The sequence below is a fragment of the Cognatundibacterium crateris genome, from assembly GCF_010078235.1.
Classification (GTDB): domain Bacteria; phylum Pseudomonadota; class Gammaproteobacteria; order Burkholderiales; family Burkholderiaceae_D; genus Undibacterium; species Undibacterium crateris.
This window is the reverse complement of sequence record NZ_JAABOS010000003.1, coordinates 120,911-135,150: the sequence shown is the minus strand read 5'-3', so window position 1 is coordinate 135,150 and position 14,240 is coordinate 120,911. Positions and strand designations below refer to the sequence as shown.

Annotated in this window: 12 protein-coding genes; 7 read left to right on the top strand and 5 right to left on the bottom strand. The window is 53.1% G+C overall.

Features of this window, described 5'->3' with window-relative positions; genetic code table 11:
* Window positions 1–32: 32 nt before the first annotated feature.
* Window positions 33–1,067, top strand: a complete 1,035-nt coding sequence (locus tag EYB48_RS06710; protein ID WP_162019549.1) for an HDOD domain-containing protein — start codon at window positions 33–35, stop codon at window positions 1,065–1,067.
* 205 nt (window positions 1,068–1,272) lie between these two features.
* Here the strand turns inward: EYB48_RS06710 and EYB48_RS06705 are convergent, their stop codons facing one another.
* Complete coding sequence (locus tag EYB48_RS06705) at window positions 1,273–1,575, bottom strand: hypothetical protein (protein WP_162019548.1); 303 nt, start codon at window positions 1,573–1,575, stop codon at window positions 1,273–1,275.
* A gap of 327 nt (window positions 1,576–1,902) precedes the next feature.
* Here EYB48_RS06705 and EYB48_RS06700 point away from each other — a divergent pair, with 327 nt between their 5' ends.
* Window positions 1,903–2,421, top strand: a complete 519-nt coding sequence (locus EYB48_RS06700; protein WP_162019890.1) for a chemotaxis protein CheW — start codon at window positions 1,903–1,905, stop codon at window positions 2,419–2,421.
* 34 nt (window positions 2,422–2,455) lie between these two features.
* A complete protein-coding gene (locus tag EYB48_RS19370; protein WP_162019547.1) occupies window positions 2,456–4,159 on the top strand; it encodes a methyl-accepting chemotaxis protein in 1,704 nt (567 codons plus the stop codon).
* Between the two features lie 661 nt (window positions 4,160–4,820).
* Here EYB48_RS19370 and EYB48_RS06690 read toward each other — a convergent pair.
* Window positions 4,821–4,991, bottom strand: a complete 171-nt coding sequence (locus EYB48_RS06690) for a hypothetical protein (protein WP_162019546.1) — start codon at window positions 4,989–4,991, stop codon at window positions 4,821–4,823.
* Window positions 4,992–5,131: 140 nt separating this feature from the next.
* On the opposite strand from EYB48_RS06690, the gene EYB48_RS06685 reads away from it, so the two are divergent.
* Window positions 5,132–6,655 (top strand): B12-binding domain-containing radical SAM protein, encoded by a 1,524-nt coding sequence (locus tag EYB48_RS06685; protein WP_162019545.1) that lies wholly within the window; start codon window positions 5,132–5,134, stop codon window positions 6,653–6,655.
* A gap of 20 nt (window positions 6,656–6,675) precedes the next feature.
* Here the strand turns inward: EYB48_RS06685 and EYB48_RS06680 are convergent, their stop codons facing one another.
* The 3 genes from EYB48_RS06680 to EYB48_RS06670 form a co-directional block, all read right to left on the bottom strand.
* Window positions 6,676–7,488 (bottom strand): substrate-binding periplasmic protein, encoded by an 813-nt coding sequence (locus EYB48_RS06680; protein WP_162019544.1) that lies wholly within the window; start codon window positions 7,486–7,488, stop codon window positions 6,676–6,678.
* 109 nt (window positions 7,489–7,597) lie between these two features.
* Entirely contained in the window at window positions 7,598–9,040 is a 1,443-nt protein-coding gene (locus tag EYB48_RS06675) for a sensor histidine kinase (RefSeq protein ID WP_162019543.1), read from the bottom strand.
* Window positions 9,040–9,714, bottom strand: coding sequence for a response regulator (locus EYB48_RS06670; RefSeq protein ID WP_162019542.1), 675 nt, complete (start codon window positions 9,712–9,714; stop codon window positions 9,040–9,042). Before EYB48_RS06670 ends, EYB48_RS06675 begins: the two co-directional genes overlap by 1 nt.
* A 422-nt stretch (window positions 9,715–10,136) precedes the next feature.
* Between EYB48_RS06670 and EYB48_RS06665 the strand changes: the two genes are divergently transcribed.
* The 3 genes from EYB48_RS06665 to EYB48_RS06655 all read left to right on the top strand — a co-directional run bounded on the left by EYB48_RS06665 (window position 10,137) and on the right by EYB48_RS06655 (window position 14,187).
* A complete protein-coding gene (locus tag EYB48_RS06665; protein ID WP_408058262.1) occupies window positions 10,137–11,108 on the top strand; it encodes a Bug family tripartite tricarboxylate transporter substrate binding protein in 972 nt (323 codons plus the stop codon).
* Window positions 11,109–11,221: 113 nt separating this feature from the next.
* Complete coding sequence (locus EYB48_RS06660; protein WP_162019541.1) at window positions 11,222–12,313, top strand: ABC transporter substrate-binding protein; 1,092 nt, start codon at window positions 11,222–11,224, stop codon at window positions 12,311–12,313.
* Window positions 12,314–12,408: 95 nt separating this feature from the next.
* On the top strand, window positions 12,409–14,187 hold the full coding sequence (locus EYB48_RS06655) for an ABC transporter permease (RefSeq protein WP_162019540.1): 1,779 nt from the start codon (window positions 12,409–12,411) through the stop codon (window positions 14,185–14,187).
* Window positions 14,188–14,240 lie beyond the last annotated feature (53 nt).

Genomic DNA, 14,240 nt, shown 5'->3' with positions numbered 1-14,240 from the left:
TGCTTTATCCCCACTGCCAACCGGACAACTCAGTGAAAGCTTTGTTATTGCGATTATTTGGCTTACAAACTCAGGATGGCACCGCTACCGCTGTGCTTGCCGCGCCAGCCCAGACCACAGCTGCGGCGCCTGAGCCCGCAACCTCCAGCCCTGATCTGAGCATGCAATGGCAATTACCGGCGCGTCAGCTGGCACAATTCACCCAATGGATGTTGGGCCCGCATCTGGGCGCACCCAGCCCTTACACGGAACGCGCAGTATTGGCAGCACTGGACCGTGTGCTGCATAGCGAATTATCTGGCTCCCAGCTAATCCCGCGCGTTCCCAGCGTGTTACCGCAACTCTTGAAAAGCCTGCGCAACGAAAAGGTCACGGCTGGCGATCTGGCACAGCAAATTGCTAAAGATGTGGTGCTGGTGGCAGAACTCATGGCAGAGGTGAATAATTCCTGCTTTCAGGGCACGCAGAAAATCAACAGCCTGGATAAAGCGGTACAGTTGCTGGGACTGAATGGCTTGCGCATGCTGATCGCACGTAACGCATTCCGGCCACTGATTCAGGCACAGACCGGACATCTGACCAATGCGCTGGCCCCTTTGATCTGGGAATACACAGAAAAAACTGCGCAAGCGTGCCGCATACTGGCTTTACAACGCGGGCTGGATGAATTCACCGCTTTCCTGGCGGGACTGCTGCGTCATGTCGGGCTGATTATTGCCTTGCGCACCATAGACCAGACCGGCGTAACGCGGCAGTTGCCTGCATCAGCGCGCTTTCAACAAAGTCTGACGGAGCAAGCCTTGCTGTTATCGGTGCATGTGGGTCGTCAATGGCAATTTCCTGATACGGTGCTGGAGGCTGTATTACATGCCGATGCAAATGAAGATCATGCGCCGGATGTGAATACACTGAGTCACTGCATCAGCCAGGCTCAGCAATTGACACAACTCTATCTGCTGCAACGCGCAGAAATCGTGACGCCTGCCGAAATAGAAAAGATGTTTGCGGAGATGCCGCAATTGCTTGAATGCTGTACAGGATTGTCAGCACGGATGGATATCGCTTAACACCCATTAATAAGATAACTGTGTTTCTATATTGCTTTCAGCACTGAGTTGGTAAAGCAAAGTTATCCGTTAGTCGCTGATCGAAAAATACGAATCACTTTGTTTTAACAACTCAGCTAAGTACGGTGCTGAAGCTACATTGACACTGAGTTGGGTGGCGCATCAGCGCAATCACATAGTCAGATTTCTGCATGCCTGTCCCTGTTCAGATCGCTTTACCATTCACACTTTTTTGCGCCAGCGTCTGGTTCACAGAGAACTGTTGATCGAACGCGATTTTTTCTTCGGCATTCATGCGACGTGCTGCAACGATCACTTGCTGGACTTCTGCGCTCTCTGTATCAAAAGCGATTTTTTCCTGTTCGCTCATGCGTTTAGCAACGATGCTGACGGTCTGGATTTCAGATTGCGCTGGACGGGTTTCAACTGTAAATGCCTGACTCACAGCGGCAACACCAGCGAACAGTGCGATACTCAGAATCAGATTGTTTTTTGTAGTGGATTTCATTTTGTTTCTCCTTCAGTGGTTGGTTGATGTGTGTACTGTAGAAGATCCACTGTCAAGCTGCGAGCGCATTGCGACGAAGTGTAAAAAGACGGGAATGAAGCTGCAAAAATACGCGCTGAATGCTTGCTGAATGCTCGGCTGGATACTGTTGAGGCAGAAGCAACTTGACGCTGTTCTCAGCTTTTTTGCGACGAATAGCAAGCCCAGATATTGTGAAACTTCGCAAATTCAATTTAGTCGCATGCCAATACGTTGAATACTGTACTACTATCAATCGGCTTAGCTGTCTTTTCGGGAAATGACTTCAATTCAGGAGGTATTGCCGTGATGCAAGATAATGCTACATCCAGCCCTGCGTCATCGGTTCAAGATGACAGCCCTTCCATTCCATGTCTTGAGTTCCTGTCCTTCACACTGGGAAACGAGGAATATGGTATCGATATCCAGCGCGTACAGGAATTACGTGGTTACGAAGCGGTAACCCGGATTGCAAATGCCCCCGAATTCATGAAGGGCGTAATGAATCTGCGTGGTGTCATTGTTCCCATCATTGACATGCGTATGAAATTTGCACTGGGCTCACCCGTCTACGACCAGTTCACCGTCGTCATCGTTATCAATATTCAGGGCCAAACCCTGGGCATGGTGGTCGATAGCGTGTCGGATGTCACTAACCTGAGCCAGGATCAGATACGACCAGCACCGGAAATGGGGTCGTCGATTGATGCAGACTTTCTGATCGGCCTGGCGCCGCTGGAGGACCGTATGCTGATATTGATGGATATAGAACGCTTCATGACCTCGACCGACATGGGACTCAGCCTGTCTAGCCTCAATACCCATTAGCCGCCCAGCCGCATCTATTCCTCAGGAGACAACTATGAGCATTGCCAAGCGTCTTTACTTATTAATCGGGATTTTTTTTCTGGTACTGATCACGGTTTCCGGATTTGGCATTATGCAGATGAATAAAATTTTCAATGCAACCAATTATGCCAATGTCAATACCGTGCCCAGCATGATAGAAATTAGTCATATGTTCCGTGCAAGCGCATCAACTCGCGTACAAATGTGGCAGCACTTGTCTGCAAGTACGCCTGAGCAAAAAGCTGCCATTGAAAAGTCTCTTAATGAGCGACATCAAGACGTTTTGGCCTCATTTGAGCGATACGAAAAAAGTCTGATTACTGACGACAAGGATCGCGTTTTGACGGGTAAATCCAGAAAGGCCTATGAAGAATTTGCCACTATGCGCAACAAAGCACTGGCTCTTTCATCAGAAGGAAAGCTGGATGAAGCCAGGGATTTTGCAATGGCGAACCGGCCTATATCAAACCGGATGGCCGATACGCTGGATGAACTCAAAGATTACAACGCTGAACTGGGGATAAAATCAGCAGCAGAAGCCATGGCAACATTAACATCTGCCACCTGGGTCTCTACCTTATTCATTTTATGCGGATTAATCGTTATTCTTATTTTTGGCCTGTCACTGATACGTAAAACCGTGGCGTCCCTGACCTATGCTGTTCAGGTAGCAGAAACCGTTTCCAGCGGCGACCTGACCAGTCAGATTGAAGTAAACAGCCAGGACGAAGCCGGTAAGGTTTTACAGGCACTCAAAGAGATGAATAGCAACCTGCTCAGCATCGTGTCGCAAGTGCGTTCCAGTACCGACAATATCGCCTCTGCCTCAACCGAAATTGCAACCGGGAATATGGATCTGTCCTCGCGCACAGAACAGCAAGCTGGCTCGCTGGAAGAAACAGCATCCTCGATGGAAGAGCTGACCAGCACTGTGCGTCAGAATGCGGATAATGCACGGCAAGCCAATCAGCTCGCGGTCTCAGCTTCAGAGATTGCAGTAAAAGGCGGCGATGTCGTGGACCAGGTGGTCGATACCATGAATGGTATCAATGAGTCCGCCCGTAAAATTGTCGACATCATCGGTGTGATTGATGGCATCGCGTTTCAGACCAATATCCTGGCGCTGAATGCCGCGGTGGAAGCGGCGCGGGCCGGTGAACAAGGGCGTGGTTTTGCGGTGGTGGCTGCCGAGGTGCGCAATCTGGCGCAACGCAGTGCGAGTGCGGCCAAAGAAATCAAAGTCTTGATTGATGATTCGGTTGGCAAGGTTGAGCGCGGCACACAATTAGTCGGTGAAGCCGGTGCCACCATCAAAGAAGTGGTCAGCAGCGTGCGCCGCGTCACGGATGTGGTGACTGAAATTACTGCCGCCAGCCAGGAGCAAACCTCAGGCATCGATCAGATCAATATCGCCATCACGAAGATGGATGAATCTACGCAACAGAATGCAGCACTGGTGGAACAGGCCGCAGCCGCAGCAGCCTCGCTGCAGGATCAGGCTGCCAGCCTGGCTGAGGTGGTCGGTGTGTTCAAGATTAATGGCATGACCAACGTCAGTGCTAAACCAAGGACTCAGGTCGTCAAACCAGCCAGAGCAAGCACACCTGGCTCAGCGCCCGCCGTCAAACGCAGCGCAATCAGCCATAGCAGCAAAGCTTCCCAGAATGCATCAGCCCCGGCCAGTAAGGCTGATGATGGGCATTGGGAAGAATTCTGATATATAACCAGGTCAGGGTGTCACCGGTTTCACGGCTGGCATCCTTTTTTCTTCTTAGCAGGACTTACGCAAAATTGTCCCGGCAAGGCCGAACAGCCCTTTGGTGCTATAGGAAATATCGCTGGCAAGCGATGTCCGTTACTCCAGCAGGCTACATGTTGCCTGCAAGCCTGGCTACACCTTGGCGACGAAAGCAGTACGCATAGGACAGGGTTCACTACCTGGAGCCATAAGCTCGCTGGGGCGGTTTTGCGTAAGTCCTGATGAAGTCATGCCTCACGTACCCATACCCCAACAACATCACCTCCCACTATCAGTCTTGTATTGCTTACAGCACCATGTCTTGCTGCAATAATTTTGTACAAATCCCGGATTATTTGTGCAACGCAATAAATATTCATCAGAAATGTGAAATCTTAATGACATTCACAAATAACATAACTTGATATCTGAATATGTCATTGGATTCTTGCTTCGTGGCTGACTATCATGTGCACATCATTCAACCACACAAGGAAATATCATGATCAGCCTGATTATTATGACGCAGATTATCGCTACTATCGCTATCCTGACAGCTGCCTTAGCTGACTGATTGCAGCTTAGTTGTAAGAATTTGTTGCAACGCAATATATTGAAGTAAACCGTCTTACCCGCTTTATTATTCAGCTTGCCGCCTGATGTTCATGCTGGCTGATAAGTTTTCGCTGTACGTTTTAATCGCCTCAATATCCGGGCCATTCGCCCGCCAGGCAGTCCACGCCGGATAGCTGCCGCTGTACCCAGACTGATCCTGCCGCATACGCTCACGTTTCCGATGCGGCAGTGACATACCGATCCGGCATTCCCTTTTTTTCTGAGTTTGCACTGCTATGCTGAACTGATACAGCTGCGCTTTTCTGCCTGCATTTTCCTGAGCCGGGCACGCAACGCGTACAATAGCGGCTTATTTTCTGCTTCTCCTTTCTTTCCATGACTATTCTGCTCACAACGCTCAATGCCCGTTACGCCCATGCTTCATTAGGATTGCGTTACCTGCTTGCCAATATGGGAGAGTTGCAGGCGCAAACCCAGCTGCATGAATTTGTAATCGGTGCGCGCAGTACCGATGTGGTGGAAAAAATCCTGGGCTATCGTCAGGAAGGCGAAAAGCTGATCGTCGGTTTTGGCGTGTATATCTGGAACGTGGTGGAAATCACCCAGATCGTCGCGGTATTGAAACGGGTCGCACCGGAAGTCGTGATCGTACTGGGTGGGCCTGAGGTATCGCATGAAACCGGCGACCAGGAAATCATACGGCTGGCCGATTATGTGATCACTGGTTGGGGCGATATCAGTTTTCCGGAATTGTGTGCACAAATCCTCAAGGGCCCGCAACCGCTGATGAAAGTCCACGCTGGCAAACAGCCACCGATGAATGACATCAAGCTGCCCTATCAGTTGTACACCGATCAGGATATCCGTCACCGCACTCTGTATGTCGAGGCATCGCGCGGCTGCCCGTTCAAATGTGAATTCTGCCTGTCGGCGCTCGACAAAACCGCCTGGCCATTTGATATCGATGCATTTCTGGCGGAAATGGAAAGCCTGTATCAGCGCGGTGCGCGCTTATTCAAATTTGTCGACCGTACCTTCAATCTGAATATCAAAGCCAGCCTGAAAATCATGCAATTCTTCCTCGATAAACTGGAAGCAGCGCCGCATGATCCTGTGTTTGCGCACTTCGAAGTGGTACCCGACCATTTGCCGGATGCGCTTAAAGAAGGCATACAGAAATTCCCTGACGGCACACTGCAATTTGAAATCGGTATCCAGAGTTTTAACCCGGCGGTACAAGCCCTGATCAGCCGTAAGCAAAACAATGACAAAGCAGCCGAAAATATACGCTGGCTGACCACCCAGTCGCATGCGCATTTGCACGTCGATCTGATTGCCGGTCTGCCCGGTGAAACTATGGACAGTTTTGCGCAGGGCTTTAATCATCTGGTCTCGCTCAAACCACATGAAATACAATTCGGCATTCTGAAACGCCTGCGCGGCACTCCTATCATCCGCCACACCGAGGCCTATCAGCTGCGCTTTGATCCACAACCGCCTTACACCATCCTGGCGAACCAGGACGTGCCTTTTACCGATATGCAGCGACTGGTGCGCTTTGCGCGTTACTGGGACATGGTGGCCAATTCCGGACGCTTTGCCAACACGCTGCCAGTGATGCTGGCAGACGATCCGTTTGCGCGCTTTATGGCGTTTTCAGACTGGATCTTTGCCAATACCGATGCCACCCACAGAATCGCGCTGGATCGCCTGGCCGCCTTAGTCGGTCAATGGCTGCAGTTACAAGGCATGTCAGCGGCCGACTGCAAAACCTTGCTGGCCAGCGACTACGCCGGCAGCGCCCAGCATCAGCAAGGCAGCAGCCATAAGGGCCAGCAAGCCAACCAGGAAAAAGGCAAAGCCACGCCACAAAGACAGCGCCAGCACATGGTGGCGTGATAGCGCTTGAACACGTCGCTTTAATTCGCTTTACGGGGCGGGAATATAGCGCGGTTCAGTTCGCCGTTGCGGCGTGTAGTCTGGATCACTGTATTGATGCGGTGTATCCAGTCTTCGTATTTGGGGCTGGCCGCAAAGCATAATTCGTCGATCAGTAAGGGCTTATCCAGTACCACAAAATCCTCGCCAGGCAACAGGCCCGAGGATTTTTCGGCGGCGATGACCTGATGCAGAAACTGACTGACTTCCTCGGCGCGCGTATGAAAGTCGCCGAACAGCATCACATCCATGCGATGGCTGATCAGCTTACGTAAACGCGCGGTATGTGAACTCACATCTTGTTCCACTTTGAACAGCTTGTTGCGGTGTGCTTCGAACTCATCGCCATAGCCGGAACCGCGCACCACACCGACGGTTTTGCCGCGTAAATCTTCTATGCCACGAAAAGAAAACACCGCATCGCTGCGCACTACCAGCCAGACCTGATTGCTCAGGAAAGGCTCAGACAGGATCAGATTCGGATGGCTGCGCCCCGCACTGATACCAAAGGCGATGCCTTCATGGTTGCGGGTCTTTTCGTACAGCCGGGGATAGGGATAACGCTCAATGTCAAACTGCAGCGCCAGCCGCTGTTCAAACAGGTCGAGCAGACGCCGTATCTCTTCGCGTAAAGGCAGCATCTGGCCTGCTTCGTTGCGGTTCTCACGGATATACAGGGTGAGACGGGTTTGTGCCATCAGCGGCGCGGCGGCCAGACTTCCAGCCACGGCCAGACCGCAGCGTAACAGCTGGCGCCGTAACTGGTCTTCTGGAAGCAGGGAATAATCGCTCATCAATGTACTAAGAAAAATATTTCCAATAGACTGGTTAAGTGCCGATTCACTACCCGCCATACTTGCTGCAATCATCCGGTGGATACTTCACCGAGTATGCGCCGCTAGCTTATACCAGGCAAGACAATTGCACCCGCACCAGCAAACCGGTTCCACCCTGTGTTGGGTTTGTGCTGTCTGCGCGCTGCTGCGCATCTTCCAGCGTAATCCTGCCCTGATGCAGCTGCACCACATCACTGACGATACTCATGCCCAGACCGGTGCCGCCCGGGTGCGCAGCACTGCTGCTGATAGCGCGGTAAAACGGCTGGAATACTTTTTCTTTATCCGTATCGGATAAGCCGGGACCGTTATCCTGCACTTCCAACAGCACACTGGTCTCCCTGGGCAGCACACGGACCACGATCTGGCCACCAGCCGGGGTATAGGTAATCGCATTGTCGATCAGATTGGTCAGCATCTCATGCAGCAGCAAGGCATGGCCGCGCAGCCTGACTTCGGTATCGGCTTCCAGCGCCAGATCGATTTGCTTGCGCACCGCACTCAAGGCCAGTTCCAGACATACCTCGCGCGCCAGTTGCGTCAGGCTCAGTTCTGTCATTTCCATTTCCGCGACCCCATGCCCGGTACGCGCCAGCGTCAACAGACGGTTGGCCAGATACACCGTGGTATCGGTAGTCTGGGCGATGCTTTGCACGATCTGGCGCATGGCAACCGGATCATCTTCACGCAAAGCCAGTTCGGCCTGGGTTTTCAATACAGTCAGCGGTGTGCGTAACTGATGGGATGCATCGGCGATGAAGCGCTTCTGTCCCGAAATCAGCTGATCCAGCCGCGCCATATAGCCATTCATGGCCAGCACCAGCGGCCGGATTTCCTTGTGCACGATCAGCGGACTGAAATCCGACAAATCGGTCGGCTCCCGTTCCGCCAGGTGGTAGCTGAGCTGCAGCAAGGGATGCAATACAAAACGCAGCGCAAGCCAGACCAAGAGCGCCACCGCAATCACCAGCAAAGCCTGGCGCAACAAAGTATCAAGCAGAATTTTGCGCGACATACCGCGTCTGGCATCGAGCGTTTCCGCCACTTCCACCAGTGCGATGCCACGCATCCTGTCGTCATACACGGGCTGATGCAAGGCCGCGATGCGTATAGGCTGGCCCTGATACTGGGCATGGAAAAAATGGACCAGGGCCGGATAAATATCTGAGCGCGCAACGTTCTTGGGTAAGCCCGGTAAATCTTCATAACCGGAGATGTATTCTCCATGGATGCCGGATACCCGGTAATACAGCCGTCCCAGCGTGTCGGTCTCGAAACTGTCTAAAGCCACATAGGGCACGTCGACCGTCACCTTACCGTCCACAATCGCGATACGCTCACCCAGTGCACGCGCCGACGACAGCAGCGAGCGGTCATAGGCCAGATCAGCCGCATCAAGCGCATTGTTATAGACCGAGAATGCATTCAGCGCTACCAGGACCACCAGCGGTATCAGCAACCAGCGCAGAAACTGGCCACGCAGACTGCCGAGTTGGTCCAGGTTCTGCATCAGCGCGTTTCCAGCAAATAGCCGATGCCGCGCAGCGTGACGATGCCGACTTTGCCCTGACTGACGTTATCGAGCTTCTTGCGCAGACGGTGTATGTAAATTTCGATTGCATCCAGATTCGCATCATCGTCCAGCGCAAACACCTGATCAAACAGTTTATCCTTGGGCACAGCTTGTCCGGGCCGCGTCATCAGCACTTCCAGCACCGCGTATTCACGCGGCGTCAGCGACATCGGTGCCTGGGCATAAAAGAACTGACGGATCACAGTGTCGAAACTGAGTTCGCCACACTGCAGCACCACCGCCTCGTTGCCCTGTGCGCGACGCAATAAGGCTTTTACGCGCGCTTCCAGTTCGGCTAACTCGAAAGGTTTGGGCAGATAATCATCCGCGCCCAGATTCAAGCCCTGCACCCGGTCCTGTAAGCCACCGCGTGCGGTCAGGATCAGCACCGGCGTCTTGCTGCCGCGCGCGCGCATGCGCTTAAGCACATCCAGCCCATCCATTCTGGGCAAACTCAGATCCAGGATCACCAGCGCATATTCCTGGGTATGCAGCAAGGCATCGGCATCGGCGCCGTCATGGGCGACCTCTACCGTTAAGCGCGCATCACGCAAGGCCTTGGCCAGCCAGTGCGACAATTCCTGATGATCTTCAACTAACAGAATACGCATAATTTTTTTATCTGCAGGACCGCAGAAAACCCACTCTGCCGCTAGCGCCAGGCAGATGGCTTGTGAGCGATCCTGTAATGATCTGCAGAGCCTGTCTCCCGGCTCCAACCGTCAGGCAGGCCAGAGTCAGGCACCACCTTGCGCGAAGAATCGCATAAAACGCGCACAAAATCGACTATCGCTTGGTACACAGACGGATTTTTTGCAGGAATGAAACAGCAGCTATGCCTAAGACCGGGATCTTGCGGGCTGTAAGCGAATTGAAAGCCAGCGCAGAGTAAACCTGCGCATACTCTGATGCATACTGCAGCGCATGTATCAAAAGCGTATGACATCCACTATGCTGAAAGCGGACTGAAAGTAATCCGCCGCTATGATTTGTGCCATCAGTCGCCGTGTCTGGCTGAAACTAAGGATAAACGATGAAATTGCCGCTGCGCCTCGCCCTGTTGTTATGCAGCCCGCTATGGATGGCGGGAACAGGCATGGCCGCGACCAATACACCTGAGGCCGACAGCCGCTGCGTGGTACCGGCCAAACCCGGCGGTGGTATGGACCTGACCTGCAAACTGATACAGAAGTCACTCACACCAGGCAAGGTACAACTCAGCTATCTGCCGGGTGGTGTCGGTGCGGTGGCATGGACCTCGGTACTCAGTCAGCGTCTGACCACCAGCAATACGCTGGTCGCGTTTTCCGGCGGCTCACTGCTGAATATCGCTGAAGGTAAATTCGGTAAGGCCGATACCTCACAAGTGCGCTGGGTAGCTGCGATTGGTACCGATTACGGCATGATCGCGGTACGCCGCGACTCCCCCTACAAAACCCTGCGTGAGCTGATGGAAGCCATGCGCAAACGACCAGCCAATTTTGCGATTGCAGCCGGCGGTACGGTAGGCAGCCAGGACTGGCTGAAAATGGCGCAAATAGGACAGCTGGCTGGCATCGATCCGAAAGCCCTGAAACTGGTGGCCTTTGAAGGTGGCGGTGAATCCTTCACCGCATTGATGGCGAATCATGTGCAAGTCGTGTCTGGCGACGTATCGGAAGCGGCGCTGCATGCGAAGGATGGCGATATCCGCGTACTGGCCGTGTTGTCCGACGCACGTCTGCCCGGTGTGCTGGAAAACATCCCAACCGCCAGAGAGCAGGGATTTGATGTGACCTGGCCGATTATCCGTGGCGTCTACATGGGTCCGCAGACCAGCGATCGCGAGTACCAGCAATGGGTACAGACCTTTGAACGTGTCATGAGCAGTGCCGGCTTTGCTGAGCAACGTAAAGCCGCCGGGCTTTATCCTTTTTCTATGACAGGAAAACAGCTCAGCGATTACATAGAACAAGCCGTGGTGCGCTACCGCTCGCAAGCGCGTGAATTCGGCATGATACGTTAAGACCAATAGCAAACAGAACGCAGCAAACCAGCACAACAAAACGGGCAGTATAGGTAGTACAGGTAACACAGGCAGCAAACGTCATACCAATAAAACATACAGGAGATAAGCACATGAAATCCACATCACTGGTACTGGGCACGGTCGCGGCCCTGTCATTCAGCGCAGCCATGGCACAAGCGCCTGCAGGCTATCCGGCGGACTACAACAAAATCGTGGACGCGGCAAAAAAAGAAGGCAAGCTGGTCATCTACAGCGCGACCGACACTAAGGCGGTTGAGCCTATGATCAAGGACTTCCGCAGCATGTATCCGGATGTACAGGTCGAATACAACGATATGAATTCCACCGAAGTCTATAACCGCTATATTTCTGAAATGGCGGCCGGTGGGAACAGCGCGGATCTGATGTGGTCATCTGCGATGGATCTGCAGACTAAGCTGGTATCCGATGGCTACGGCATGCAATACGCGTCACCTGAGCTGAGCAATATCCCGCAATGGGCGATATGGAATAATTCGGCTTATGGCACCACCTTTGAACCTGCTGTTTTTGTCTACAACAAGCGCCTGGTCAGCGCAGACGAAGTACCGAAAACCCATGCCGAATTCGCCAAACTGCTGACCACTAAAGCCGACAAATTCAAAAACAAAGTCACTACCTATGACATCGAAAAATCCGGTGTCGGCTTCATGTTCATCACTCAGGACAGCCGCGAAAATCAGGCCTTCTGGGATCTGGCCAAAGCCTTCGGCAATGTGAGCGTACGCGTGCAATCTTCGACCGGCACCATGCTGGAACGCATATCCTCAGGTGAGAATCTGCTCGGTTATAACATTCTGGGCTCCTATGCGCTGGTACGCGCTGCCAAAGATCCTTCTATCGGCGTACAGATTCCTAAGGATTACACACTGGTCTTGTCACGCGTGATGTTCATCAGTAAAGCGGCCAAACATCCGAATTCGGCCAAGCTGTGGCTGGATTACACGCTCTCCAAACGCGGTCAGACCATGATCGCCAACGAAGCCAAACTGTATGCGATCCGTGCCGACGTTAAAGGCGAAACCACGTCTTCTGAACTGGCCAAGCTGATCGGTCCGGGTTTAAAACCGCTGCCGGTCAATCCTATGCTGCTGCAATATCTGGATCAGGCCAAGCGCCTGGCTTTCCTCAAGCAGTGGAAAGAAACTGCCGGTAAAAAATAATGCCGCACCGGGTGCGTTAGCCGGTCTGCGCTGGCGCGCCCAACTTCTGTCAGCATATTTCTGCTGTCTTCCTGTCTGACTTTTTTGGGCGAATTATGAGCACCCTGAGCCTTCCTGCGCCGCGCTGGTGGTCGCGTTTTAACTGGCCACGTGGTCTGGTGGTGACACTGACCATACTGGCGATTTTCACACCCTTGTCTCTGATCTTTTTCCAGAGCTTTTTGAATGCACCGTTTTTTGCACCGGTCAAAGAACTGGGCCTGGATTCCTATCGCTTTATTCTGGATGATCCGGATTTTAAACAAGCCTTTATCAATGGCCTGATCCTGGCGACCGGACTGGCGGTCATCGCGGTACCACTGGGTGGCATGCTGGCCTTCCTGATGACACGCACCGATCTGCCTGGCCGCCAGTGGATAGAACCGCTGCTGCTGATTCCTATTTTTGTATCACCAATGGTGATGGCCTTTGGCTATGTGGTGGCGATGGGTCCGGTCGGCTTTTACACCGTCTGGCTGCGTCAGCTGACTGGCGTCGAACCCTGGAATATCTATTCCTTTTTCAGCATCGTGCTGATCGCTGGTCTGACCCATGTGCCGCATGTCTACCTGTACTCTTCGTCGGCGCTGAAAAGCCTGGGTTCGGATGTCGAAGAGGCTGCGCGTGTCAGCGGTGCCTCGCCATTCCGGGTCGCGCTGGATGTGTCACTGCCTATGATCATGCCAGCCTTGTCGTTTGCTGCAGTACTGGTGTTTTTCTTAGGCTTTGAAGTGTTCGGCCTGGTGCTGGTTTTAGGTGATCCGGAAGGCCATCTGGTGCTGGCCACTTACCTGTATAAGCTGACCAATAAACTCGGTACACCTTCCTACCATCTGATGGCTGCGGTAGCGGTCTGTCTGGTGGCGGTGACGATGCCGCTGGTGATGCTGCAGCGCTGGTTACTGAAGTCAGCCAATAAATATGTATCGATCAAAGGTAAGGGCTCGCGTCAGAAACCGCTGCCACTGGGGCCATGGAAATGGCTGGCGTTTGGCTTGCTGGCCGCCTGGCTGATTTTCACTGTCATCATTCCTTTGTCTGGCATCGTACTGCGCGCGTTTGTGTCGTACTGGGGCGAGGGTGTGGCACTGGCCGATGTACTGACACTGCAGCATTTCCGTGACATTCTGGAACAACCTTCACTGATGCGCGGCATTCTCAATACCGTACTGATCGGGATTATCGGTGGTGCGCTGGCGGTGATTTGTTATGCCGGTGTGGCACTGGCCATGCACCGCAAACCGGACAGCATCACGCGTCTGCTGGATTACAGCGTGCTGGTACCACGTGCGGTACCTGGCTTACTGGCTGGTCTGGCCTTTCTGTGGGTGTTCCTGTTCGTTCCAAGCTGGCTGGAAGGCGGGCTGAAGGGCATGGATAATGCGCTGGCGAGCTGGCTGATCGAGAATCTGATTCCGCAATTGCGTGCGCTGCGCTCGACCATATTCTCAGTCTGGCTGGCGTATACCATCGTCTGGATGGCCTATGGCTTGCGTCTGATTTCCAGTGCCTTGCTGCAGGTTGGACCTGAGCTGGAAGAAGCAGCGCGCGCCGTCGGTGCCCAGCGTGGGCAAGTCACGCGCGATGTCACTTTACCCTTAGTGAAATACGGTCTGCTGGGTGCCTGGCTGATGATCTTCCTGATTTTTGAACGTGAATATTCCACTGGCGTGTATCTGCTGTCGCCGGGTACGGAAGTCATTGGTGCCTTAATTGTTTCCCTGTGGGCGGGTGGCTCGGTCGATCTGGTCGCTGCGCTGTCTTTTATCAATATCACGCTGGTTGCCATCGGCCTGGGTCTGGCACTGCGTTTCGGTGTGAAGCTGAATCACTGATGCACGCCAACAATCGCCCTGAGCTTGCTGCTACAGCCCGTATTGAACATCAA

Excerpts from the sequence above, each read along its gene's own strand:
- EYB48_RS06675 (WP_162019543.1), bottom strand. The coding sequence starts at position 9,040 with ATGCAGAACCTGGACCAACTCGGCAGTCTGCGTGGCCAGTTTCTGCGC.
- EYB48_RS19370 (WP_162019547.1), top strand. The coding sequence starts at position 2,456 with ATGAGCATTGCCAAGCGTCTTTACTTATTAATCGGGATTTTTTTTCTG.
- EYB48_RS06660 (WP_162019541.1), top strand. The coding sequence starts at position 11,222 with ATGAAATCCACATCACTGGTACTGGGCACGGTCGCGGCCCTGTCATTC.
- EYB48_RS06680 (WP_162019544.1), bottom strand. The coding sequence starts at position 7,488 with ATGAGCGATTATTCCCTGCTTCCAGAAGACCAGTTACGGCGCCAGCTG.
- EYB48_RS06700 (WP_162019890.1), top strand. The coding sequence starts at position 1,903 with ATGCAAGATAATGCTACATCCAGCCCTGCGTCATCGGTTCAAGATGAC.
- EYB48_RS06655 (WP_162019540.1), top strand. The coding sequence starts at position 12,409 with ATGAGCACCCTGAGCCTTCCTGCGCCGCGCTGGTGGTCGCGTTTTAAC.
- EYB48_RS06685 (WP_162019545.1), top strand. The coding sequence starts at position 5,132 with ATGACTATTCTGCTCACAACGCTCAATGCCCGTTACGCCCATGCTTCA.
- EYB48_RS06670 (WP_162019542.1), bottom strand. The coding sequence starts at position 9,714 with ATGCGTATTCTGTTAGTTGAAGATCATCAGGAATTGTCGCACTGGCTG.
- EYB48_RS06690 (WP_162019546.1), bottom strand. The coding sequence starts at position 4,991 with ATGTCACTGCCGCATCGGAAACGTGAGCGTATGCGGCAGGATCAGTCT.
- EYB48_RS06705 (WP_162019548.1), bottom strand. The coding sequence starts at position 1,575 with ATGAAATCCACTACAAAAAACAATCTGATTCTGAGTATCGCACTGTTC.
- EYB48_RS06665 (WP_408058262.1), top strand. The coding sequence starts at position 10,137 with ATGAAATTGCCGCTGCGCCTCGCCCTGTTGTTATGCAGCCCGCTATGG.